Here is a 26332-nt window from a genome sequence, read left to right on the forward strand (position 1 = left end):
TTAGACAATAATATAAAGTTAAAAGGTACATTTAATAAAAAAATAAAAAAGAAAATAATTATTTAATAAATAATAATTAAAATTACAATAATATTCAATGAAATAACAAATAAATCAATCAAATTAATTACCATAATTATAACTATGTGTTAAAATATAAATTAAAAATTAAGCAAAGGGTGAGCAAGATGAGTAGAGTTAATTTAAAAGCAAAAGATTTAGTTGTAGTAAAAGTTGGAACATCAACTTTAGTAAAGAATGATGGAAGTTTAAACAATGCCAATATAGAAGATTTAGTAAGACAACTAGCTGCAATAAAAGCAAAAGGATTTGATGTATTGCTAGTATCAAGTGGTGCAGTAGGCTTTGGAAAAGGAATACTACAAATGAATGGCAAAATGAGTATAGCTAAGAAACAAGCAGCCGCAGCAGTTGGACAAGTTGCCTTAATGGATGCATATACAAGATTATTTGCACCATATGAAATTAATGTTGGACAAATGTTATTAGTAAATGATGATTTTGTAGTACGAAGTAGAGCATTAAATGCTAAAAACACATTTGAAGCAATGAGAGCTTTAGACATAGTAGCAATAGTAAATGAAAATGACTCAACAGTAGTTGATGAAATAAAAATAGGTGATAATGATAATTTATCAGCATTAGTCTCAATACTGCTTGATGCATCACTATTAATATTGTTATCAGACATTGATGGACTTTACTCTGCAAACCCCGCAAAAAACCCTACAGCAAAAAGATATGAAATAATAAGTAAGATTGATAATGAATTAATGAAAGTAGCAACAGGAGCAGGTTCAGCTTTAGGAACCGGTGGAATGATGACAAAATTAGAAGCAGCCTTTAAATCTACCAATAGTGGTATACCAATGGTAATAGCAAATGGTAGTGATGATAATATATTAATAGATATAGTAGAAGATCACTTTAATGGAACATATTTCACCCCATTAAACAGTAAGAAGAACTTACGTAAAAAATGGCTAGGTTTTATAGCAAAAACAAGTGGAACAATATTTATAGATGAAGGTGCTAAAGATGCATTACTAAATAAACAAGCTAGTTTGCTTGTTCCAGGAGTAACTAATTTTGTAGGTGAGTTTGAAAAAGATAGCATAGTAGCTATATATGATCAAGATCACAATTTACTAGCAAAAGGAAAAGCAACATTAAGTGAAAGTGAATTAACAAATGCAACTTCAGGAATATTTATTCATAAAGATAATATAAGTTTAATAGAGGAGTAGATAAAATGGCATTAGATATAGAAATTGGTAAAAAAGCAAAAATTGCAGCAATACAACTTGCTAACACATCAATAACAACCATAAATAACGCATTAAATAAATTAAGTAAAATAATCTTAGAAAATAAAGAAAGTATCATTAAGGCTAATATAGAAGATGTTGAAAAAGCTAGAAAAGCAGGAATGAAAGAAGTAATGATAGATCGTCTATCATTAAATGATCAAAGACTTCAAGGTATGGCAAACAATTTATTATTAGTAGAAAATCAAGAAAGTCCAATTAATAAAGTTGTTAGCTCATATCAAAGTCCATCAGGCTTTGAAGTTATAACATTAACTGTACCATTAGGCGTAATAGGAATGATATATGAAGCAAGACCAAATGTTACAACTGAAGCCTTAGCCTTATCATTAAAATCACAAAATGCCTTAATATTAAGAGGTTCAGCATCAGCACTTAATACCAATAAAGCAATAATAAATGCACTAAGAAAAGAAGCCTTAAAATTAGATTTACCACAAGACTTTGTACAATTGATTCAAACGACAAGTCATGATGATATAATTGATTTAGCAAGAATGGATGAATATGTAGATGTGATAATACCAAGAGGTGGTGCAGCCTTAATAAAAAATGTTGTACAAAATGGTAGTGTTCCTGTTATTGAAACCGGAACTGGAAATAACTTTGCTTATGTAAGTGATAGTGCCGATTTTGAAAAAGCAATTGATGTTATTATAAATGCTAAAGCTTCTAGAGTTAGTGTTTGTAATTCATTAGAAAAAGTATTAATTGACAAAGATGTACTTACAAGCTTTTATACAATGTTAAATAATAGATTAAAAGAATATAACATTAAAGTGCACTGTGACAAAAATTTAATACCATATTTTGATAATTCACAAGAGTTTAAAGAAGAAGACTATGATTTAGAATATTTAGACTATGAAATAGGAATTAAAATTGTAGATTCAATCGATGAAGCAATAAAAATAATGAATAAATATTCATCAAAACATTCAAATTTAATATTATCAAATGATTATACAAAAATTGAAAAATTCAAAAAAGAAGTAGATGCAGCTTGTGTTTATGTAAATGTTTCAACAAGATTTTCTGATGGAGAGATGTTTGGATTAGGTAGCGAGATAGGAATAAGCACTCAAAAGATACATGCTAGAGGACCAATGGGAGCAGCAGCACTAACAAGTACTAAAAGTGTAATAAACGGCTCATACCAAGAGCGAAAATAAATAATAAAGGACTTTAAACTCGTAAGTTTAAAGTCCTTTATTATTATTAAAAATTAAACATCAATAACATCATCATTATTAACATTTGAATTATCATCAGAAACATCAGTTTTGTTTATTTCATATATCTTACGATATAAAACATTATCAATGATTCCAAATACTGCTTTTATAAAAGCAAAGAAACCAGATAATTGAATAAATGTAACAGCACCCTTTTGAATGTTAAATAAAATGTATATTGCTAAAATAAAAGCAATAGCACTATATACTAGCATAATTGGCCATTGTTTAATGCCAAAAGTTTTATAAGTAAACATTTGATTTAGCCCAAAAATACCTTCAACAATCATCCAAACAAGTAAAATAATACCAATTAAAGTAACAGTAAATCTAAAGCTGAAAAATAATAAAATACCAATAACAACTAAAGAAATTGCTTGAACAATACGAAGTAACTGTTTTTCATCTTTATTCATGAAATATAATATACCAATTCCAACTCCAGCAACAATTAAAATAATTCCTAGATAAAATCTAACAAAATCTATACCAATACCTGGATTGATTAATACCCATAAACCAAATATACCAATTGCTACATTTATTAAAATGTCTAAAAAGAACTCTTTTTTCATAATTGAACCTCCTTTTGTTTAGATAATAACTTATGAACATAATTTAGTCAAATAAAATACCACAAAACATATTAATAAAGAAAAAAACAAATTAATGAATTATCACAATTTAAATATAGCTAAAAAGGTTATTTACAATCAATTAATACTTTCTAAAAGCATATTGTTATTTTAGTGTGAAATTATGACTATTAAACTCATATTTAAAGATAATAACTAATAAAAAAAACACTAATTGACAAACAATTAAAATATACGTATAATAGATTTACATTAAAGAGTACTAATCAATTAGTATTACAACAATGGGCGATAAGAATCGCTCTTTTTTTAATGTTAGTTATTATGTTAAATATAATTAAAACTAGCATGATTACAGTGTATTTATACACAAAAATTATGATATAATAAAAGGAGTACTCGAAAGGAAGAAAGTGAATGATAAAACTATTCAAACCATCAAAATATTACAATAGCGTTTTTCAAGTAAACTATCAAAAATTATTTGATGAAGGTATTAAAGTAATAGCCTGTGATTTAGATAACACCTTAGTTCCACACGACGTTGATTTACCAGATGAAAATGTGAAATATCTAGTAAACAAAATACAATCTATTGGACTTGAATTCATTATTATAAGTAATAATAATAAGACTAGAGTCAAAAAGTTTGCAGATCCAATAAGTGTAGATTACAACTATAGTTCAAAAAAGCCGCTACCAGGAGTCTTTCATAAGATTGCCAAGAAATATAATGTTGCAAACAATGAAATAGCTTTAGTTGGTGATCAAATAATGACTGATGTATTTGGTGCTAATTCAACTAAGGTGGTAAGTGTTTTAGTTAGACCATTAGCAAAAAGAGATATCGTATATACTAAAATAAATCGTTTCTTTGAAAGAATAGTACTGAAGTTATTAGCAAAGAAAAAACTATTTAAGGATGGAGAATTTTATGAGTAAAAAGATATGTTATGGCTGTGGTGTAGAACTACAAGACAAGAATAAAAATGAACCGGGGTATATAAATAATTTAGAAAATGAAGAACATGAACTTTGTCAAAGATGTTTTAAAATGAATAATTACAATGAATACCATTCACATTACTTACAAGCAGAAGATTTTAAAAAGATTTTAAAAAATCAAATTAAACCTAAGAATTTAGTAGTATTAATAGTAGATTTATTTGATTTAGAAGCGTCATTTTCAACTGAACTACTAAATATAATAAAATACAACCCTATAGTATTAGTTGCAAGCAAAAGAGATTTAATACTTAAAAGTGTTAAAGATAAAAAACTTACAACATATTTAATGAAGATAGCAAAAGAAAAAGAACTAGATATAAAAGATATTGTAATATCATCAGCATTAAAAAAATACAATGTAGATGATTTAATGGATAGTATTTTTGATAACTATCATCATAAAGATGTATATATTTGTGGAATTACAAATGTTGGTAAATCAAGTATAGTTAATGCCTTAATAAATTCAATGGCTAAAACAGAACATAAAATTACAATATCAAATTATCCTGGAACAACCCTAGATAGTATTGCAATCCCACTAGATGATGCGACATTATATGATACGCCAGGAATAGTAAATAATAAACAAATGATACATCATGTATCAGTAAAAGACTATAAATATTTTACTAATAACAAAGAAATAAAAGCGATGAACTATCAACTAAATGAAGAACAATCACTTTACATTGGTGGATTAGCAAGATTTGATTTCTTATTTGGTGATAAAACAGGTTTTAGTACATACTTTAATCCAAAGATTAAAATACATCGTACTAAGTTAGAGAATGCAGATGATTTATATAATAATCATTTAGAAGATAGTACATTAATACCAAAAGCACTAGAAGTAAAAAAAGTAGAAGACTTTGTAAATTATCGATTTGAAGTAAAAGCTACAGAAAGAAAAGTAGATATTGTAATTAGTGGATTAGGTTGGATATCATTTAATACAACTAATCAAATAATAGAAGTAAAAGTACCAAAAGGGGTACAAGTAACTAAAAGAAGTGCATTGATTTAGTTAAGAAAGAAAAGGTAAAAATATGTTAAATAAAGAATTGAAAAAATACTTAAAGGCACAGGCACACCATTTAAAACCAATTTTTCAAATAGGTAAAAATGGAATTGGAACAGAAATGGTAGAAGGAATTAAAATAGCATTAGATCATCGTGAGTTAATAAAAGTTAGTATCTTGCAAAACAATAGTGAAGATAAAAAAGAATTAGCATTTGATTTAGCAAGATTAAGCAATGCAGAAGTAGTACAAATAATTGGAAAAACAATAGTGCTATATAAAAAAAATCATAAGGATCCACAATTCGAAAAATAATGAAAATACTAGTGTATGGAGGAACATTTAATCCAATCCATAAAGCTCACGTAAACAATGTAGAAATAGCTTGTCAAAAGTTTAAATTTGATAAGGTAGTAATTTTACCAAATCATGGTGGCCATTTTAAAGATAACAATAATTTAGCTAGTTCATATGATCGCAAGATAATGCTCTTAGAAGCATTTAAAAAATGTGACTTTGAAGTTGAAATAAATGAAATAGAATTAAAAAAAGATAAACCATCATATAGTTATGATACAATAGTTCAACTTAAAGCAACTGAACCAGGTGACTACTATTTTTTAATAGGAAGTGATCAAGCTATTAACCTATCAAAATGGGATAAAATAGAACAGCTAAAAAAAGAAGTAACATTTATTGTTTCTAAAAGAGATAATAAGCTATTAAAAGATAAAAGCCTCATTTATTTAGATAATAATATTTTAGATTATTCATCAACTAAAATACGAACACAATATGAAACAAGTGGAATATTTGAAGTAGATAATTACATAAGATATAAAGGAATATATTTAGAATCAGTTCTTGATAATTATTTACAAGTGTCAAGAAAACAACATTCAATAAATGTTGCTAATCTTGCAAGAAAACTTGCAAGCAAAAATGATATAGACCCTAATAAAGCTTATGTAGCAGGTATGCTACATGATATAGCAAAAGAATTACCAGAAGAAACACAAGAAAAATTAGCTCAAAAAGCAACAATTAAATTTGAGTTGAAAACGCCAACTTACCATGCAGCAGCAGCATTAGAAGTAATAACCAAAAAATTAAAAATATATGATTTAGAAATACTAAATGCTATTAGATGGCATACAACAGGTTTTTATGAAATGTCAGCTTTAGATAAATTAATATATATGAGTGATATGGTAAGTTGTGAAAGAAGTTTTGAAGGTGTAAAAGAGCTAAGAGAATTATTAAAAACTAATTTAAATCAAGCATTTAAAGAAGGTTTTATACAATCAACAGCACATTTAAAAACAAAAAATGTCAAAATTGATGATGAATTAGAAAAATTAATACAGAAAGTTGAAAGGGATGAAGTTTAATGAAAGATAATGTAAGATTTATTGCGAATTTATTAGAAAATAAACACGCTAAAAATATTGAAGTATATGAAGTAGGGGCAGAGCATCCATTATTTGATACAGTAGTAGTTGCAAGTGTCGATGTTAAAAGAAATTTAGATACAATAGTAAATGAAGTAAAAAAAGCAGAAAAAGAAAATGAAATAGAAGTTAAAGCTTATGATACAGCGTCAAAAGAATGGGTAATCATCGATTGTTATGATATGTTAATTCACATTTTTGTAAAGGAATCTCGTGAATTCTACGATGTAGATTCAATTTTAGAAAGATATGTCAAAGATACAGAGTTATAGAAATTTTGCATATTATTATAATCAACTAATACCACTATCATTTTATGAAGAAGTAAAAGATACAATCAATAATATTAAAGAATTTAATAATATTTTAGATTTAGCTTGTGGAAGCGGAACATTAGCATTCATGCTTAAAAATAGTGAAAATGAAGTAACAGGTCTAGATTTATCAGCTGAAATGTTAATGATAGCAAATGATTATAATCACGAACACAAAAAGGGTGTTAGCTTTATACAACAAGATTTAAAAGAATTAACATTACCAAAAAACACTTATGATTTAATAACATGTACTTTAGATAGTTTGAACTATATAAGTCCATTAGAATCAATAGAACATATATTTAAAGAAGTATCTAAAGCACTACAACCAAATGGATATTTTGTCTTTGATATGTTGACTCAATTTTACATAGATGAAATTGTCAATGATTACTACCAATTTGAAGATTTAGAAGAATTTTCATATGATTGGGAAGTAAGTAAAATAGCCAAACATGAAATAAAACATGAACTAGTAATAGAGGCAAACAATAATATATATAAAGAAGAACATCTACAATATATTTATGATTTTGCAGTAATAGAACAAATATTAGAAAAATATAATTTAGAAATTATTAAAAAAACATATGATTATAATGAGCTAGATGAAAGTAAACCATCTAGAAATAATTACATAACAAAAAAGCGAGGATAAAATTATGATTTTAGCTGTAGCAGCAATGCAAGAAGAATATCAAGAATTAGAAGCCCTTATGGAAAATCCACAAGAAGGTGAATTTAATGGAGTAAAATATCATCAAGGTAGAATAGAAGATAAAGATGTAGTTTTAATGTTGAGTGGAATAGGTAAAGTAAATGCTTCATGGAGTATTGTAACAATCTTAAACGAGTTAGATATTGATTTTATTATCAATATTGGTAGTGCTGGTGGAGTGGTAAATAATCATCATGTAAAAGCAATGGATATTGTAGTTGCAAAAAAAGTATGTCAACATGATGTTGATCTGACTGCAGCAGATAGACCATTAGGAATGTTACCAAATTTACCAGTTTATTATGAATCAGCAGTATCAGATAACATGATGAAATCATTAAGTGAAACAGGATTAACATATCATTATGCAACTATAGCATCAGGAGATACATTTGTAGCCGATACTGAAAAAGTTACTCACATTACAGATAACTTTGAAGATGTCTGTGCTGTTGAAATGGAAGCAGGAGCAATAGCTCAAATTGCCTTTTTGAAAAAAATTCCATTTGTAGTTTTTAGATCAATATCAGATGTAATTGGAGATAGTGATTCAAATCAAATACAGTTTGAACAATATATTCAACTTGCAAGCAAAAACTCAGCAAAAGCAGCTCATACTATCATAAAAGCACTATAACAGTAAAGATATTCAGGCAATATTTAAAGTGTAAATTAATAAAAAAATAGCATTTTATTCACACCAATTACATATTGTCAAAGACATAGTAATTAAAAGTGTATTAGCAGTGAACAAGGGTTTTATATCCCCTTACTTATCTTGCTTATTTATACTTTTTGTTATATAATAATTAAGGTTTTATAAAAACAAGGAGGAATTCATAAATAATGGAAACAATCGTAAATAAAAAAGAAAATTCAATTATTGAAATAGAAGTAAACGCAGAAGTAGTTGCATGGCAAGCTGCAGTAGAATCAGAGTGGAAAAAAGCAGGAGAAGACTTTGAAATCAAAGGTTTCAGAAAAGGTCAAGCTCCAATTGAAATGGTTAAGAAAAATGTTAATCCTTTTGATGTATTAAGCAAAGCAGCTGATACAATGTTAAACGAAATGTATGTTAATGCAGTTCAAGCAAATGACATTTGGCCAGTAGCTCAACCAGCTTTAGATATTAAAGCTATGACTGAAGATGAATTAAAAGTACTATTCACAATTACAGTTAAACCTGAATTTGAATTAGGTAATTATAAAGGATTAACTGCAGTAAAAGAAGCTGCAATCGTAGAAGATGAAGAAATTCAACAACAAATCGATGCAATGTTAGAACAAAACAAAACATTAGAAGTTGTAGAACGTGCAATTGCCGAAGGTGATACTGCTGTTATTGACTTTGAAGGATTCAAAGATGGTGTAGCATTTGAAGGTGGAAAAGGTGAAGGTTATCCTTTAGAAGTTGGATCAAATACATTCATTCCTGGATTTGAAGAACAATTAGTTGGAAAAGCTGCTAATGATGAATTAGATGTAGAAGTTACATTCCCAGAAGAATACCAAGCAGAAGATTTAGCTGGTAAACCAGTTGTATTCAAAGTTAAAGTTATCGAAGTTAAAGAAGCTAAAGAAACTGAATTAAACGATGAATTTGTAGTTGGTTTAGGTATTGAAGGTGTAACTACAGTTGCTGAAATGAAAGAAGATTTAGCTGCTAAAATTTTAGAACAAAAACAACAACAAGCTGAAATGGATTATACTAATGACTTAGTTAACCAAGTAATAGAAGCTACAAAAATTGATGTTCCAAAAGCAATGATCGATCAAGAATTAGACAACATGTATCAACAATTCATGCAAAGACTTCAAATGCAAGGTATGAATGAAGAAATGTTCTTACAAATGACTCAACAAACTGCTGAACAAGTAAGAGAACAAATGGAAGGTGATGCAATCAATAAACTTAAGTATACATTAGTACTTGAAAAAATTGCAGAAACTGAAAAAGTTGAAGTTAGTGATGCAGAAGTTGAAGAAGAAATTGTAAAATTATCAGAAGTTTACAATATGCCTGTAGAACAAATTAAACAAATGATTCCTGATCAATCTGGAATCATGTTTGAAATAAAAATGCAAAAAGCTGCAGATATTATTAAAAGCAACGTAAAATAATAGTTGTAAGCTATATATTCAAAAATAAGGCGCGCAGCGTCTTGTTTTTGCTAATAAAGACATGTTAAAAGGAGGCGAAAATATGTCAGTTAAAAAGAAAATTTTCAAAGATATCCCAATGGTTATCACAAGAGGTATGTTTGTTTTTCCAAGTAATAACTTCAATTTAGAAGTTGGAAGACCAAAAAGCCTTGAAGCAATAATAAGATCTCAAGAAGATTATGATGATTATGTTTTCATTACAACACAAAAAGATCCTAATATTGATATTCCTACAACTGAAGATATTTATAAATTCGGTACACTATGCCGTATCAGATTAGTTAACACTAGAGATGATGGTAGTATGAGGGTTTCCTTAGAAGGATTAGAAAGAGCTAATATATTAGATGTAATCAGTGATGATGAACTATTTTTAGCAAACATCGAAGTAAAAGACGATGTTTCAGGTGATCAAACAAGAGAAGCCGCATTAGTAAGACAAATTGCTAAAGCAATTGATGATTTAATTTCAGTAATCCCAAATGTTCCACAAGAGATAATAACAGAGATTACAAATGGAATTAGCGCAGCTAACCTAACTGATATGATTGCCCAATATTTCCCAATGTATATTGAAAAGAAACAACAGATGTTAGAAACATTAAACATTAACGAAAGATTAGAACTTGCATTACAAGAAATAAGAAATGAAATGGAAATTTCAAGACTAGAGTCTAGTATTAATGAAAATGTTCAAGAAAAAATAAATGACAATCAAAAAGAATTCTATTTAAGAGAACGAATGAGAGCAATTAAAGAAGAATTAGGGGAAGCAGTAGACAAAGAAGATGAAGTAGAAGTTATAAAAAGAAGATTAGCAGAAGAACCTTTCCCTAAACACGTTATTGATAAAGTTAATGATGAATTAAGAAAATATGAAGTAATGCCTGCTTCTAGTTCAGAAGCTAATGTCATAAGAACATATCTTGACTGGGTAATGTCAATTCCTTGGTATCAAGAAACCAAAGATGAATCAGATTTAAAAAAAGTAGAAGATATTCTAAATAAAGACCACTATGGCCTTGAAAAAGTAAAAGAAAGAATATTAGAATACCTTGCAGTAATGAAAATGACAAACTCACTAAAAGCACCTATTATTTGTTTAGTAGGACCACCAGGTGTAGGTAAAACTTCAATTGCTAAATCAATTGCAAGATCACTAAATAGAGAATTTGTAAAAATGTCTCTTGGTGGAGTAAAAGATGAATCAGAAATTCGTGGACATAGAAGAACTTACTTAGGTTCAATGCCAGGTAGAATAATACAAGGTATGAAAAAGGCTCAAGTAGTTAATCCAGTATTTTTATTAGATGAAATAGATAAAATGTCTTCAGATTACAAAGGTGATCCATCTTCAGCAATGCTAGAAGTACTTGATCCAGAACAAAACTCAATGTTCTCAGATCACTACATAGAAGAAAATTATGATCTTTCAAAAGTAATGTTTATTGCTACAGCCAATTATTTAGAAAATATCCCAAATGAATTAAGAGATAGACTAGAAATAATCGAACTATCAAGCTATACTGAACAAGAAAAAGTAATGATAGCAAAAGATCATTTAGTTGCTAAACAAGCTAAATTACATGGTTTAGAAAAAAATCAACTTAAAATTAATAAAGAATCATTAAAATATTTAATCCAAAGATATACAAAAGAAGCAGGAGTTAGACAATTAGAAAGAACTATTGCAATGCTTGCTCGTAAAGAAGTAATATCAATCTTAAAAGATGGTGTAGAACTAAAGATTAATAAAAAAATGATAGAAGAAAAATTGGGAAAACCAAGATTCTCATATTCAAGTAAAGAACAAAGTGATCAAATTGGTGTAGTTACAGGTTTAGCTTACACAGCATTTGGTGGAGATATATTACCAATTGAAGTCAATTACTTTAAAGGTAAGGGAAGATTAATAATTACTGGACAACTTGGTGATGTAATGAAAGAATCAGCTAATATTGCTCTAGACTATGTAAAAGCTAATACCGAAAAATTTGGTATAGATGATACAATCTTTGATAAGAATGACATTCACATTCATGTTCCTGAAGGAGCAGTTCCAAAAGATGGTCCAAGTGCCGGAGTAACAATGTCATGTGCTTTGATTTCAGCTTTAACAAAAAGAAAAGTTAGAAGTGATGTTGGTATGACAGGTGAAGTAACATTAAGAGGTAATGTCTTACCAATTGGTGGCCTAAAAGAAAAATCAATTGCAGCCAATAGATCAGGTCTTAAGAAAATACTTATCCCTAAAGAAAATGTAAAAGATATTGAAGATATTCCTAGTGAAGTAGTCGAAAAACTTGAAATAGTACCAATTGAAAATGTTGAACAAGCTGTAGAGCTAGTGTTATTATAATGAAAATATCAAGCGCATACTATTTAGTTGGTGGAACTAATTCAGATAATTTTCCTGATTCAGACTTACCAGAATTCTTTCTTTGTGGAAGATCAAATGTTGGTAAATCAACATTTATAAATACAATTTTTGAAAATAGCAAACTTGCTAAAACAAGTTCAAAACCTGGAAAAACACAAGTACTAAACTGGTTTATTATAAATGAACAATTTAGTATAGTAGATGCTCCAGGTTATGGATATGCTAAAGTATCAAAAAAACAAAGAGAAGAGTTTGGAAAAATGATAGAAGAGTATTTGGTCAATAGACCAAATTTAAAAGCTGTCATAATGCTTATAGATTTTAGACATAAACCTAGCGAAGATGATGTAATTATGTCTCAATTTCTAGATTACTATGATATTCCAGTTACCTATATTCTAACTAAAGAAGATAAAGTAAAAAGAAATGATCGTAAAAAAAATCTAGACCTAATCAAAAAAACATTAAATGTTGATGAATCAGTATTAATACCATTTTCAAGTGAATCAAAAATTAATATCGATAAAGTGTTTGAAACATTTGAAAAACACTTATAAAAATGATAGACTGACAATATGTCAGTCTTTTTTTAAGGAGAAATATAATGTTACTTAAAATAAAAATCAATAATCTACTAAGAAAAATATATAACAAAACAATTAGAAAATATCAAATATATACAGTTAATAAAAAAACAAAAAATAAGGTTAATAAAAAGCTAATAGCCTTTGAATGTTTTTTTGGAAGAAGCATTTTAGATAATCCTAAGGCAATCTACGATGCCTTAGATAAGGCAAAGTACCAATGCATATTCATAGTAAACGATCCAAAAAAGTTTTTAGAATATCAGACAGTAAAAAGAAATAGCAAAGAACACTATACATTATTAAGACAAGCTAAAATAATAGTTTCTAATCAAAGAATGCCAGAGTATTGGCTAAAACAAGATCAACAAATTTTTATACAAACCTGGCATGGAACACCATTAAAAAAATTAGTTCACGACTTAACAACCTATCACATGCCTTCTGCTGGTAGTTTAGATGATTATGTAGAAATGTTTGATAAAGATGTTAAAAGATGGGATTACTTATATAGTAGTTGTGATTATGCAACAGAAAAATTTAAAAGTGCCTTCAATTATCAACAAGAAATATTACAAATAGGCTATCCAAGAAATGAATTACTATACAAATACAACAAAGCAAACATCAAAGCAATAAAACAAAAACTTAACATACCAAATGATAAAAAAGTAATACTTTATGCACCCACATATAGAGATAATTTAAATGAAGGTCTTGGAAAATATAGTTTTGAAACAACACTTGATTTTCAAAAAATAAAACAAGCATTTCCTGATTATATAATATTACTAAGATATCATTATATAATAACTAAAAGCAAAGACTTTAAAAACCCAAATATAATAAATGTCACACAGTATAATGATATAAATGAATTATATATAGTGTCTGATATATTAATTACCGACTACTCATCAGTATTCTTTGATTATTCAATTTTAAAAAGACCATTCTTTTTCTTTGCTCAAGATGTAAATGAATATAAAAATAAATTAAGAGGTTTCTATCTAGATTATGAAAAAGATTTAGTAACAAAGCCTACTAATAGCACAGATCAAATTATACAACTAATAAAAGAACAAAATAAATATGACTTTACAACATTTTCTGAAAAATACAATCCCAAAACTAACCAGGATTGTCTAGAAAAAACAATCCAACTTATAGATAATCTAACTAAGTAAATCTAAAGTTAGATATTAATTTAATAGTCTTAATAGCATATGTATAATAAAATTTCATACTTGTGTCTAATATGATAAAGAGTTATAATATACCTATAAATGCAAGGAGATGTCAATTGTGGATTATTATGAAAAAATGTGTGCGTACAAAAAAATAGTAAATAGACTGTTCAAAAGTATTTTAGGATTAATCGTAATATTAATCCTATCTACAATTGCAAACACAATTGTTGGAGTTGATACTTCAAGAATGATTTTAATTTCAATTATGATGATTATTGGATTAATAATAACAACATCAGTAGTTGAATATAAAATTTATAAATTGTATAAACACTAATTTAAAATTATCAAAAAGCTAGAGTTTGTAATGCACCCTAAAAGTTAGATCTAAAATCAACTTTTATGGGTGCTTTTATTTATTGATAGATATTTTTGTTAAAAAATATTTGTGTATAAAATCACAAATTAAAAAAAGTAATTGTGAAAGAATACACTAGCTATCGCATTTATTAGCGCAACAAAAAAGTACATATTTTAGACACAGCCTAACAAATGTTAAAAATATAAAAATAAATTAAAGCTATTACTAAATTCTATATCACTATTGATAGAAAAATTCTATATTTTAGTGAAAAGAGATAGTAATTTGGCTAATACTAGTGTTGCAGGTGTGTAAAAATATTTTTATTTAATTATAAGTATTATAAATAAAATAATTGAATAGTTTCTATAAGAAAAAATAATATGTTTTACCGTGTATGTATTGTAGTTTTTTATCAAAAGCTATTGAATATCTTTTACTAATTGTTATAATATAGATGTAAAGAAATTGAAGTGTTAATTATAAAACACTATATATATAACAATTAGGAGGAACAAAACATGTTTAATACTTGGAAAGAATTTAATCAAGGGATTTGGACTAAAGAAATCAATGTTAGAGATTTCATCCAACAAAATTATACTGAATACTTAGGTGATGATAGCTTCTTAACTGATCCAACAGAAAATACAAAGTATTTATGGCAAGAAGTTTTAGATTTATTAGAACAAGAAAAAAATAATGGTGGAGTTCTAGATGCAGATACTAAAGTAATATCATCTATTGTTTCACACAAAGCAGGATATATTGATCAAGACAGAGAACAAATTGTCGGATTACAAACAGATAAACCACTAAAAAGAGCATTACAACCTTATGGTGGAATTAGAACATCAGAATCAGCTTTAGAATCATATGGTTATGAAATTGATCCTGAAGTAGATGAAATATTTACAAAATATCGTAAATCACACAATCAAGGTGTATTTGATGCATATACTCCAGAAATAAGAGCTGCAAGAAAAACAGGTGTAATTACTGGACTTCCAGATGCTTATGGTCGTGGACGTATTATCGGAGACTATCGTCGTGTAGCTTTATATGGTATTAATAGATTAATTGAAGATAAGAAATCTCAAATTAATGAAATGCCATTTACAATGACACCAGAAAATATTCAGTTAAGAGAAGAACTAGCTGAGCAAATTAAATCATTAAAACAATTAGTAGTTATGGCTAAAGAATACGGTTTTGATATCACAAGACCTGCAGAGAATGCACAAGAAGCTATTCAATGGTTATATTTTGGATATCTTGGAGCAATTAAAGAACAAAATGGAGCTGCAATGTCAATTGGACGTGTTTCATCATTCTTAGATATTTATATCCAAAGAGATTTAAGCAAAGGATTAATTACAGAAGATTTAGCTCAAGAATATATGGATCACTTCATTATGAAACTTAGAATGGTTAAATTCATGAGATCACCTGATTACAATGCTTTATTCTCAGGAGATCCAACTTGGGTAACAGAAGCAATTGGTGGAATGGGATTAGATGGTAGATCATTAGTTACTAAAAACTCATTCAGAATACTACATTCATTAGTAAACCTTGGACCAGCACCAGAACCAAACTTAACTGTATTATGGTCAACACACTTACCTGCACCATTTAAACAGTTCTGTGCTAAAACATCAATCTCAACTTCATCAGTACAATATGAAAACGATGATTTAATGAGACAAACTTATGGTGATGATTATGCAATTGCATGTTGTGTATCTGCTATGAGAGTAGGAAAAGAAATGCAGTATTTTGGAGCAAGAGCTAATATAGCTAAAGCACTATTATATGCAATAAATGGTGGAGTAGATGAATTAAGTAAAACTCAAGTAGGACCAAAAATCAGAAAAATTGAAGGTGACTACTTAGATTATGATGAAGTTATGGAAAGATATGAAGAAACTTTAGAATGGTTAGCAGAACTTTATGCAAACACATTAAATATTATTCATTATATGCATGATAAATATGCTTATGAAGCAATTCAAATGGCATTCCATGATAGAGATGTAAAACGTAACTTTGCAACAGGGATTGCTGGACTTTCAGTAGTAGCTGATTCATTAAGTGCTATTAAGTTTGCAAAAGTAAAACCAGTTAGAGATGAAAATGGTGTTGCAATTGACTTTGTTACAGAAGGAGAATTCCCTAAATTTGGTAATAATGATGATCGTGTAGATGAAATCGCTGCTGAAATAGTAGAGAAATTCATGAATATGATTAGAAGACAATTCCACTTAAGAAATTCACATGCTTCAATGTCAGTTCTTACAATTACTTCAAATGTAGTATATGGTAAAAAAACAGGTTCAACTCCAGATGGACGTAAAAAAGGTGAACCATTTGCACCAGGTGCAAATCCAATGCATGGTAGAGATAAATCAGGAGCTTTAGCTTCATTATCATCAGTAGCAAAAATACCATACCAACATGCACAAGATGGAATTTCAAATACATTCTCAATTATTCCTGATTCATTAGGAAAATCAGAAGATATTGAAATTTGTAACCCATTTAAAAATGTTTGTATGTAATTAATAAATAAAAATATTAAAGAAATGAGAGGAAACAAATCATGGCAAGTAAAACACAAATAGATAATTTAGTAAATATATTAGATGGATATGCTTCACAAGGTGGGCACCACTTAAACGTTAATGTTTTTGATAAATCAACTTTAGAAGATGCAATGGAACATCCTGAAAAATATCCACAATTAACAGTAAGAGTAAGCGGTTATGCTGTAAACTTTACAAAATTAAATCGTGAACAACAATTAGATGTAATATCACGTACATTCCACGATAAAATGTAATTAAGCTAATGGCTCCTATATAGGAGCCATTAATTAGTAGGAGGTATATATTATGAACGACAATGAAATAGTAGGATATGTAAATCAATATGAAAGCATGGGTAATTTAGATGGCCCTGGAACAAGATTTGTGCTCTTTTTACAAGGTTGTTCATTAAGATGCCAATACTGTCATAACCCTGAAACATTTGAAATATCACATAATAAAGAATATGCAAAAACAGTAGAAGAAGTATTTAATGATATTATGAAATTAAAAGAATACTATCTACATGATGGTGGGGTAACAATTAGTGGTGGTGAACCATTATTGCAACCAGACTTTGTGTTAGCTTTATCTAAAAAATTAAAAAAAGCTAATTTTCATGTTGCTATTGATACATCAGGAGCTAACTTTGAAAATAATAATACAGACTTTAATAATAAAATTAAAGAAATAGTAGATGTAGTTGATCTATTTTTAGTAGATATAAAACATATAGATAATGATAAATGTATTGAACTAACAACTAAACCAAACACTAATACACTATCATTTATAGACTATCTGAGTGAAAAGAATAAAAAGGTATGGATTAGATATGTTTTAGTACCAACAAAAACAGATGATGAAGAAGATTTGAAAAAAACAGGAGATTTTATTCTAAAGCATCCAAATATCGAAAATGTTGATATTTTAAAATATCATTCCATGGCAAAAGCAAAATGGGATAAACTAGGACTTAAATATCAACTGAAAAATAGAGATGCTAATGTTGATGATGTTAACAAAGCATACAAAATAATGTTTCCATCAATGTTTTAACTATTAATAACTACTGTGTATAAAAAGATAAGATCATTAGATCTTGTCTTTTTTATGAAAGGAAAGCTATTTATTAAATTAATTACATAATAAAACAACATATTAGAAGAAAAGTGTTAATATTAAATAGAGGTGACTCTAATGCAAAAGCAAAGAAAAAAGATACTTGATAATTTTGATTTTCATGACTATTTAGTAAAGAATAGTGAACAATCTAAAAAAAGACTAGAAGGAATAAGTGATGGTGTAATAGCAATAATAGCAACCATAACAATATTAGAAGTACCAATTCCTGATAGTACTTCTACAATTCAAATTAATAAGCTTATAAGCAGTATTATAATATTTTTAGTTAGTTTTTTATTAATAATGACTTTATGGAACAATCAAAGAAGACTATTAGATAGAACTACCTACATAACTGAAACATTTATACATCGAAACATTTTTTGGTTAGCTGCTACTTCGTTACTACCTTTTTTCACAAAATGGACAATAGAAGCCATACACACAGATGCCGCTAAATATGCTGTAATGAGTTATGGAGTGATATACTTAATAAACAATATATTTTACTATGGAATGTTTAAAAGTAGTCTAAATGCTAGAATAAAGTATGATGTAACACTCAATGAAGAAGAAGTCGATTTTGTAAAACTTTTAAATTCAAGATATAAACATATGTCAATTATAGTAACAATAGGAATGATAGTTAACTTTGTATTAGCAAATTATTTTACTGAACTAGCAATGTATCTTTTTTTAGGAATACCAATATTAAATACTTATTTTAATGTTTGGCAAAAAGATAGAAGAAAAAATCATAAAAAATATAACTATAGAGGATAAAATAGTTATAATAGAATCGACAACTACATTGAGAAATATAGTTGTTTTTGTTATTATTAAGATACTAAAGTAAAAGGGAGACCTAATGAAAAAACATAAAACTAGAATAAAAATAATACTAATAAGTTTAATTTTATTAATATTCACTTTATTATACATGAATAAAAACTTTAAAGATGTTGTTGTAAGTGATAAACAGTATTTAAAAGATGTTAAATACTTTGTAAATGGAAGTATCCATAATAATATAGAAAAAGCAGAAGCAAATCAAAAAGATGCAAAAGAATTTTTAGCTATAAATAATGCTGAAGGTAATATAATTGAAAATTTTGAATCAACATATGAAAGCCAAACAAATATCAAAATGAATGAAATAATGAAAGATAATAGTGATCAACTATTTATAAATCTAACTAAACCAATGTATTATGATATGAATAGTAAATATGTTTACTCGCAAAACCAATGTGAAATAATTAAAAACATCGATGATTTTAATAGTATAAATAACAATAATCTTTCATTTTATTACACACAAGACTACTCTAATAAAGAAAATATTAATATTAGTAATTCAACTCAGTGTATGCAATTATTACAATTAGATAAAAAAGAATTTGATTATTATAAACTAGATAACATATACATTAAAGATAAGAATATCAGATTGTTATTTAAGTTCAGCAATGAAGCAAATGAAATTTATATAAAACAACCTAAAGATAATGTATTATATAAAATTCTGAATTATAATATCACAACAAAAGAATATACAATACAAAACATCAATAAAGAAGAAAAAACAACTGTCTCATTAATTGACAATTATATTGATAACTTAATAAATCCTTACTACACAGAAAAAATGGCTTATGTAGTAAAACAAGATTCTGCAGCAAATTCATTATTAATGTTTGATCCTAATACTTTTAAGCAAGTAAAATCAATAAATGTATATAATGAAATAGGCTTGATAAAACAATATCAAAATTTTACTATTAATAATAAAAAATATATCTTAATTTTAAGTGAACTTAACGAGATATATTTATATGACCAAGATTTAAACCAAGAATTAAAATATAAAACAAATACAAACAAAGAAATAATGAGTTTTAAAATAATAAAAGATAGAATATATTATATAGATTATGATTACAATGTTTATACATCACTATATCAAGATAATAACTTCATTAAAGAAACAACGTTATCTTTTGGTAATTATAAGCCATATATCTATTCATTTTATGTACTAACAAACTAACTCATTAACCTAATATATCATAAATATGATATAATAAATAAGTTATGGAGGTTAAAACTAATGGAAATAATACAAGAAAAAAATATTGAACAATTTAATCAATTTTCAATGAATAATAAATTTGGAAGCATCTTACAAACCACATATTGGTCTCAAGTTAAAGAAGAAGACTGGAAAGGTCATTTTTTAACTTTTAAAGAAAATGATAAAATTGTAGCTACTGCAATGTTATTAGAAAGAAAAGCAATAGGTTCATTATCATTATTTTATTGTAGTAGAGGATTTGTTACTGACTATAATGATGAAAGACTTGTTTCTGAAGTAATTACACTACTAAAAAAATATGTTAGTGAAAATAATGGGTTTGCTCTAAGATTTGATCCAGAAATTGCTATGTTTAAAAAAGATTGCCGTACATTAGAAGTACTAGAAGACAATTCAAAATATTATGATATGTTAATAAAACATGCAGTAAGTAAAGGTTTATCAACAGACATGTCTTCAACATTTCAACCGAGATTTCAAATGGTTGTTAACCTAAAAGATGGACAAGAGTTAATAAGCAAAATAAAGAGCAAAAAAAGAAGACTAGTTAAAGAAACTTATCTTCAAGCAAGAGGTTATGAAATTATTGAAGATACTAGTGAATATGGTGTAAAAGAATTTGCAAGATTATCAAAAATAACAGAAGCAAGACAACATGTAGCTTTAAGAAATGAAGAATACTTTATGAAAATGTATCATGCATTTAAAGATACAAATAATATAAAAATATTTTTTGCAAAATTAGACATTAATAAACTGATAAGTTTTGCAAAAGAACAAAAAAATAATGAGCAAGAAATTACAAGACTAGAAAACTTTGCAAAAGAACACGGACAATTTATTTATACAAATGCAATTATTTGTTTGTATGGTACACCAATGGTTCAAATGTTTTATGGAGCATCAGATGATGAGTATTCAAAATATAAAGCAGGATATGCTTTACACTTCCATGGAATAGTAGATGCCCAAAATAATGGATATGACTATTTCAACTTAGGAGGAGTTCAAGGTAATTTAGATGATGGCTTATTTAGATTTAAAAGTGAATTTCATCCTGAACTTTTTGAATATGTTGGAGATTTTGATGTTGTAACTAAGCCATTTATTTATTACTTATTTAATAAAGCATTACCGGCAGCTAAAAAAATAAAAGCAAGGTTTAAAAAATAATGATTACCTCAACAACAAATAGCACTATAAAACAAATTAGAAAGCTAAAACAAAAAAAATATCGTGATCAAAATAAACAATTTTTGATAGAAAGCATGCACTTAATACAAGAAGCAATAAAACATAAATCATTAGAGTTAGTAATAACAACAGATGAAAATTATAACTTAAGTACAGAATACATAGTAGTCTCAAGCAATGTATTTGAGGCATTATCAAATCAGCAATCATCAAGTGGATATATTGGACTTTGTACTTATTTAAATAATGAAATAGATTATAATAGTGATATTATAGCTATAGATAGAATCCAAGATCCAGGAAACTGTGGAACAATCTTACGTAATGCACTTGCTTTTAATTACAAAAATATAATAATGAACTTAAACAGTGTTGATATTTATAATCCTAAAACAATACAAGCAAGTCAAGGGGCAATCTTTGGATTAAATATAATATCAGAAGATTTACTTGATAATATAGATAAATATAAAGCAAATAACTATAAACTTATCGGTACATCAATAGAAAATGCTAAAACACTAAATAAAAATACAACAATAAATGAAAAGACTATGATATTTTTAGGCAATGAAGGACAAGGAATGTCAAAAGAATTGTTAAATAAAATGGATACAAACTTCTTTATTCCTATTGATAATATTGACTCATTAAATGTTGCAAGTGCTAGTGCAATAATGTTTTATCAACTTTCTCAAAAAAATTAAAAACAACCAAAAAGCAACAAAAAAAGGACAATATATATTTCATTAAAGTTATAATATAGCAATACTAATTTATAAATCTATGTTATAATTAAGTAAATTGAAGTGTATTTTGCACAAAAATAACTTATGTATTTAAAGGAGATAATAAAGATGAAAAATATAGTAGGAACTATATATAGCGCAGAAATTGTACAAGAAGACCAAAATTACTACTTAGTAGATATTGGAATCGGATTCGATGCTATGTTAAATAGAGAAGAAGCTGAAGAAGATGTACAAGTAGGAGATATTGTTGATGTTATAGTAGCATATTATGTAAAAGATGATATCTATGTATCAATGAAAGGTGTTCTAAGAAAAAAACATATAGAAGATTTAGAAGAACTAGTAGGAACAGATACAACAGTTCAAGGACGAGTTATTGATTATAGAAATAACCGTTTCATTGTTGATTTAAAAGACAATGTACGTGGTAGTGTTTATGTAAGAAACATGGATACTAAATATATTAGTGATGGAACACCATATATTGGAAATGAATACGAATTCTTAGTAGTAGAAAAATCTCGTAGAGGATATGAAGATTTTGAATTGAATAGACGTGAATTAGTTCAAAAAATTAACAATGAGAAAAAAGAAAAATTCCTAGAAACATATCATGTAGATGATATTGTAACAGGTGTTGTAGTAGAAACAATAAATGCAGGTATTATATTAGATGTAGATGGAACTAGATGCTTTATTCCAAGAAGTGAAATAGCACACTACAACTTAACAGAAATGCCAAAAGTAAACACTGAGTTTACTGCAAAAGTAACAGAAGTTCAAGAAAGAAGTCTAAGTTTAAAAGGTAGTATCAAAGAGTTAACAGAACATCCTTTTGCTCAAGCTAAAGACTTAAAAATTGATGAAATAGTAGTTGGAAAAATTACACGTAAAGCAGATTATGGACTATTTGTAGAATTATTTCCACATGTAGAAGGATTAGTACATATTTCAGAAATAAGCTATGAACATACAAAAAATTTAGATGCTTTTGAAGTAGGTCAAGAAATAGAAGTTAAAGTAATTGGTTTAGATAAAGCTAAAAAGAAAATAGCTTTATCAATAAAACATTTACAACCTTCACCTTATGAAGCTTTAAAAGATAAAGTAAAAGTTTCAGATACAATTAGTGTACTAATAAAAAGAATCACTGAAAATGGAATTAGAGTAATGGTTGTTGATAACTTCTATACAACTATTCCAAACGAAGACATTTATGATTTTTCAAAAGTAAAACCAACACTTAGAATTAACGATAGATTAGAAGTAATAGTAACAGATATGGATGATAAAAACGAAAAAATATCTTTATCAAATGTAGAATTTGTTAATAAACAATATGAATTATTTGAACAAAGTATCTAAAAAAAAGAGGTAAAACTCTTTTTTTCTTTAAATGGAGTGATTAAATGAAAAAACACAGCATTAGATGGAATGTAGTATTACGATTAGTACTAATAATAATATTTTTCACTATTTATATTTTTTTAATTGATCAAGATAAAGCTAAAAGAATTGAGCAAAATATCTTGAACTTTAATATTCAATATAAAGAGTATCTTGATAAAGATGTAGTAACAGATAAAAAAGAATTAGAAAAATTAATAGAAGAAAAATATTCAAGCAGTAGTGAATTAAGAGATTATTATCATGATATACAAGAAAAAACATTTGAAAATGTTGAGAAAGATTACTTACAACAAGTATATAAATTTAATTTGTATAGAACAATGAATACTACAAACTTTAGTGAATCAAGTAAAAAAAGATTTCAAGATGCTATAAAAGAAAGTGAGCTATTAATAAAAGATTTAAATAATAACTATGAATTAGACAAGTTGCGATCTTTAAAAAGCCAGTTAGATAGATTTGATGATATAGTTTCAAAAGAATATAATCAAACAAAATTAATAACTAATGCCTATATAGATGCTAGTAAAAATAATAATACAAGCTCACAAGTAGATAACGATTGTTTTAATAAACAAAATAATAGATTGTGGAAATATGAAGCTGTAGCAACAGATAATTTTTGTAAAGCACTTGGATTGAATAATTGTTTAAACATCAATAAATCAACACTAGAAACAAATAGTTCAATTGTATATGGATATACAAGAAACAATCCTAAAAAAGTAAATGATACAAAACATAAATACTATGATTATGTAACATATAATGATACAAGCTTTTTAAGACATGAAATAAAAATGGCAGTAACAGTTGCAAATTCAGAAACAATGCATGTAGAAGTTTATTCTCAAACGATTAATAATCAAAAAGTATATAAATACAATGTTGTAGTGCTAGATAAAGATTATTCATTAAGTTGCGATACGCCTTAAGATCACAAATATAAATAATTGGACACAAATAGTCAAAAAACTGTTAAAAATAATAAGTAAAAATCATAAAAATATAATATAATAGAAAAAATTAATATAATTGCTTGTAGACTTATAGAAAAACTGTTATAGTATTAAAGATGAAAGAAATAGACACGAAAGGATGTATTAATTATGAAAACAAATTACAATTTAATCTTTGATAATAAAATTAATACAATGTGTTGTCGTATCACTACAAATGGTGATTACGAACTTTTGTGTTGTGCATTCGTTTAAAAACGAATATATAATATAATTTATCAGACATCGCCATTACATGGTGGTGTCTTTTTGTTTCTAAAAATACTGCCATGTGATAAAATGCATTGACAATAAAAAAAAGGGAGAAATAATATGCAACTTCAAATCACATTAGCAATCTTAAGTATTATCTCATTACTAATCATTTTTAAATTTAGTAAAGAAAAAGCAAGTTTTACTAAAAAGATTATGATTTCATTACTACTAGCAGTAGTCAGTGTCATAATAAGTCTTATAGTTAATTCAATATCAATAGGAAACTCATTTGAAATATTCAATTCACAAAACATTGAATCAATCAAGTCAGCAGCAGAATCAAGCTTTGTTTTTCAAGGACTAGGATTCTTATCAGGAATATTTACAAAGCTGATGAGAGTGAGTGTCTTACCACTAGTAGCATTCTCAATACTGAATCTAATAATAAATCAAAAAGATGATCATTCATCAAAAGTATTTACATTAGGAATAATAGGATTTGTAATAACAGTATTAGTAGCAAGTGCAATATCAATGGTTGTTAGTTTAAGTGTTAATTTAGGTTCAGGTTTAGATATAAGCACAATAGCAATTGATGATACAATGACAAGTCTAAATACAGCAGCATCTACTGCAACAGAATATACATTCTTTGAATTACTTGGATCATTTATTCCAACTAATTTAGTAGAAAGTGCAGCAGCAGGAAGTGTCATTCCAGTAATAATCTTTGTAGTTTTATTTGGTATAAGTTTAAATAGAGCAAAGAAAAGATATAGCGAAGAAGTATCTGTAGTAGTTAAATTTACAAGTGCTGTATTTGAAGCAATGAATTATTTTGTAAGAACAATAATCAATTTATTACCATATAGCTTATTTGCTATGTTAGTAAATGTACTACTAGCATCAGACTTTAGTTCAATATCAACACTAATTACATATGTAGGAGTAATGTTAGTATCAATTATTATTGTCTTTGTACTAACTATTCTTGTAGTAGCATTTACAGGTAGAAATCCTATTACCTATTTAAAAGCAATCTCTAATCCACTAATAACAGCCTTTTTCACATCATCATCTAGCTCAACATTACCACTTTCAATAGATGCATTACAAACAAAGGTTGGATTACATCAAGATAGCGCAACAATAATACCAACATTAGGTACAACAATGGGAATGGCAGCATGTGGTGCAATATATCCAACAGTAATTGCGATAATGAGTATGCATGCAACACAAACAACAATTGATGTAGCTTCTTTAGCAATGGTTCTAATTGTCGTTTTAGTAGCTTCATTTGGAATGCAAGGAGTACCTGGTACTGCAATGTATGCCGCAACACTAGTACTGACAACATTACATTTACCACTAGCTGTAATAGTATTTGTAGCTCCAATTGATTTCTTTATTGATATGTTTAGAACAATGACAAACGTAAATGGTGCACTAGCCGTTGCAACAGTTGTTGATAAACAAGTACATAATGATCAAATAGAAGTTTCAGCAGTAGAAAATAAATAACCCACTATTTATAATAATTATTATTTTATATGAAAACAGATTAATTTTGCTAATGC

25 protein-coding genes are annotated in these 26332 nt (G+C 27.1%); 24 read left to right on the forward strand and 1 reads right to left on the reverse strand.

What is annotated here, in order from left to right:
* The first annotated feature begins 188 nt into the window (after positions 1-188).
* Together proB and ACD762_RS02850 are read left to right on the forward strand one after the other, a co-directional pair.
* Positions 189-1268 carry a glutamate 5-kinase gene (proB, locus tag ACD762_RS02845; RefSeq protein ID WP_423364345.1) on the forward strand — a complete coding sequence of 360 codons (1080 nt, stop codon included), beginning with the start codon at positions 189-191 and terminating at the stop codon, positions 1266-1268.
* 5 nt (positions 1269-1273) lie between these two features.
* On the forward strand, positions 1274-2521 hold the full coding sequence (locus tag ACD762_RS02850; RefSeq protein ID WP_423364346.1) for a glutamate-5-semialdehyde dehydrogenase: 1248 nt from the start codon (positions 1274-1276) through the stop codon (positions 2519-2521).
* A gap of 53 nt (positions 2522-2574) precedes the next feature.
* Here the strand turns inward: ACD762_RS02850 and ACD762_RS02855 are convergent, their stop codons facing one another.
* The gene (locus ACD762_RS02855; RefSeq protein ID WP_423364347.1) at positions 2575-3159 is read right to left on the reverse strand and encodes a DUF308 domain-containing protein; all 585 of its coding nucleotides are present in this window, start codon (positions 3157-3159) and stop codon (positions 2575-2577) included.
* Positions 3160-3597: 438 nt separating this feature from the next.
* Between ACD762_RS02855 and ACD762_RS02860 the strand changes: the two genes are divergently transcribed.
* The 22 genes from ACD762_RS02860 to ACD762_RS02965 all read left to right on the forward strand — a co-directional run bounded on the left by ACD762_RS02860 (position 3598) and on the right by ACD762_RS02965 (position 26276).
* Positions 3598-4122 (forward strand): YqeG family HAD IIIA-type phosphatase, encoded by a 525-nt coding sequence (locus ACD762_RS02860; RefSeq protein ID WP_423364348.1) that lies wholly within the window; start codon positions 3598-3600, stop codon positions 4120-4122.
* Positions 4115-5215, forward strand: coding sequence for a ribosome biogenesis GTPase YqeH (gene yqeH / locus ACD762_RS02865; RefSeq protein ID WP_423364349.1), 1101 nt, complete (start codon positions 4115-4117; stop codon positions 5213-5215). The genes ACD762_RS02860 and yqeH overlap by 8 nt, the downstream gene beginning before the upstream one ends.
* 22 nt (positions 5216-5237) lie before the next feature.
* Positions 5238-5525: a ribosome assembly RNA-binding protein YhbY gene (gene yhbY, locus ACD762_RS02870; protein ID WP_423364350.1), complete on the forward strand. Its 288-nt coding sequence runs from the start codon at positions 5238-5240 to the stop codon at positions 5523-5525.
* Positions 5525-6601 carry a bis(5'-nucleosyl)-tetraphosphatase (symmetrical) YqeK gene (gene yqeK, locus ACD762_RS02875; protein WP_423364351.1) on the forward strand — a complete coding sequence of 359 codons (1077 nt, stop codon included), beginning with the start codon at positions 5525-5527 and terminating at the stop codon, positions 6599-6601. The genes yhbY and yqeK overlap by 1 nt, the downstream gene beginning before the upstream one ends.
* Complete coding sequence (rsfS, locus tag ACD762_RS02880) at positions 6601-6933, forward strand: ribosome silencing factor (protein WP_423364352.1); 333 nt, start codon at positions 6601-6603, stop codon at positions 6931-6933. The genes yqeK and rsfS overlap by 1 nt, the downstream gene beginning before the upstream one ends.
* On the forward strand, positions 6911-7636 hold the full coding sequence (locus ACD762_RS02885) for a class I SAM-dependent DNA methyltransferase (RefSeq protein ID WP_423364353.1): 726 nt from the start codon (positions 6911-6913) through the stop codon (positions 7634-7636). Before rsfS ends, ACD762_RS02885 begins: the two co-directional genes overlap by 23 nt.
* Positions 7637-7640: 4 nt before the next feature.
* Positions 7641-8333: a 5'-methylthioadenosine/adenosylhomocysteine nucleosidase gene (locus ACD762_RS02890; RefSeq protein ID WP_423364354.1), complete on the forward strand. Its 693-nt coding sequence runs from the start codon at positions 7641-7643 to the stop codon at positions 8331-8333.
* A 209-nt stretch (positions 8334-8542) separates the two neighbouring features.
* Positions 8543-9817, forward strand: a complete 1275-nt coding sequence (gene tig / locus ACD762_RS02895) for a trigger factor (RefSeq protein WP_423364355.1) — start codon at positions 8543-8545, stop codon at positions 9815-9817.
* An 82-nt stretch (positions 9818-9899) separates the two neighbouring features.
* Entirely contained in the window at positions 9900-12218 is a 2319-nt protein-coding gene (gene lon, locus ACD762_RS02900) for an endopeptidase La (RefSeq protein WP_423364356.1), read from the forward strand.
* Positions 12218-12796 carry a ribosome biogenesis GTP-binding protein YihA/YsxC gene (gene yihA, locus ACD762_RS02905; RefSeq protein ID WP_423364357.1) on the forward strand — a complete coding sequence of 193 codons (579 nt, stop codon included), beginning with the start codon at positions 12218-12220 and terminating at the stop codon, positions 12794-12796. The genes lon and yihA overlap by 1 nt, the downstream gene beginning before the upstream one ends.
* A gap of 47 nt (positions 12797-12843) precedes the next feature.
* Entirely contained in the window at positions 12844-14010 is a 1167-nt protein-coding gene (locus tag ACD762_RS02910; protein ID WP_423364358.1) for a CDP-glycerol glycerophosphotransferase family protein, read from the forward strand.
* 118 nt (positions 14011-14128) lie between these two features.
* Positions 14129-14350, forward strand: a complete 222-nt coding sequence (locus tag ACD762_RS02915) for a hypothetical protein (RefSeq protein WP_423364359.1) — start codon at positions 14129-14131, stop codon at positions 14348-14350.
* Between the two features lie 545 nt (positions 14351-14895).
* Positions 14896-16935, forward strand: coding sequence for a formate C-acetyltransferase (gene pflB, locus ACD762_RS02920; protein WP_423364360.1), 2040 nt, complete (start codon positions 14896-14898; stop codon positions 16933-16935).
* A gap of 41 nt (positions 16936-16976) precedes the next feature.
* Positions 16977-17216 (forward strand): glycine radical domain-containing protein, encoded by a 240-nt coding sequence (locus tag ACD762_RS02925; RefSeq protein ID WP_423364361.1) that lies wholly within the window; start codon positions 16977-16979, stop codon positions 17214-17216.
* Between the two features lie 52 nt (positions 17217-17268).
* Positions 17269-18021: a pyruvate formate-lyase-activating protein gene (gene pflA / locus ACD762_RS02930; protein ID WP_423364362.1), complete on the forward strand. Its 753-nt coding sequence runs from the start codon at positions 17269-17271 to the stop codon at positions 18019-18021.
* Positions 18022-18162: 141 nt separating this feature from the next.
* Positions 18163-18870 carry a TMEM175 family protein gene (locus ACD762_RS02935; RefSeq protein ID WP_423364363.1) on the forward strand — a complete coding sequence of 236 codons (708 nt, stop codon included), beginning with the start codon at positions 18163-18165 and terminating at the stop codon, positions 18868-18870.
* Positions 18871-18955: 85 nt separating this feature from the next.
* Positions 18956-20137 (forward strand): hypothetical protein, encoded by a 1182-nt coding sequence (locus ACD762_RS02940; RefSeq protein WP_423364365.1) that lies wholly within the window; start codon positions 18956-18958, stop codon positions 20135-20137.
* 60 nt (positions 20138-20197) lie between these two features.
* Positions 20198-21355 carry a lipid II:glycine glycyltransferase FemX gene (locus ACD762_RS02945; RefSeq protein WP_423364367.1) on the forward strand — a complete coding sequence of 386 codons (1158 nt, stop codon included), beginning with the start codon at positions 20198-20200 and terminating at the stop codon, positions 21353-21355.
* Positions 21355-22083, forward strand: coding sequence for a TrmH family RNA methyltransferase (locus ACD762_RS02950; RefSeq protein WP_423364368.1), 729 nt, complete (start codon positions 21355-21357; stop codon positions 22081-22083). The genes ACD762_RS02945 and ACD762_RS02950 overlap by 1 nt, the downstream gene beginning before the upstream one ends.
* Before the next feature lie 150 nt (positions 22084-22233).
* Positions 22234-23493 (forward strand): S1 RNA-binding domain-containing protein, encoded by a 1260-nt coding sequence (locus ACD762_RS02955; RefSeq protein WP_423364369.1) that lies wholly within the window; start codon positions 22234-22236, stop codon positions 23491-23493.
* A 44-nt stretch (positions 23494-23537) separates the two neighbouring features.
* Complete coding sequence (locus ACD762_RS02960; RefSeq protein WP_423364371.1) at positions 23538-24473, forward strand: hypothetical protein; 936 nt, start codon at positions 23538-23540, stop codon at positions 24471-24473.
* Between the two features lie 396 nt (positions 24474-24869).
* Entirely contained in the window at positions 24870-26276 is a 1407-nt protein-coding gene (locus tag ACD762_RS02965; RefSeq protein ID WP_423364372.1) for a dicarboxylate/amino acid:cation symporter, read from the forward strand.
* Positions 26277-26332 lie beyond the last annotated feature (56 nt).

Source organism: Mycoplasma sp. P36-A1, assembly GCF_049478495.1.
Taxonomy (GTDB): Bacteria; Bacillota_I; Bacilli_A; order JAJDGJ01; family JAJDGJ01; genus P36-A1.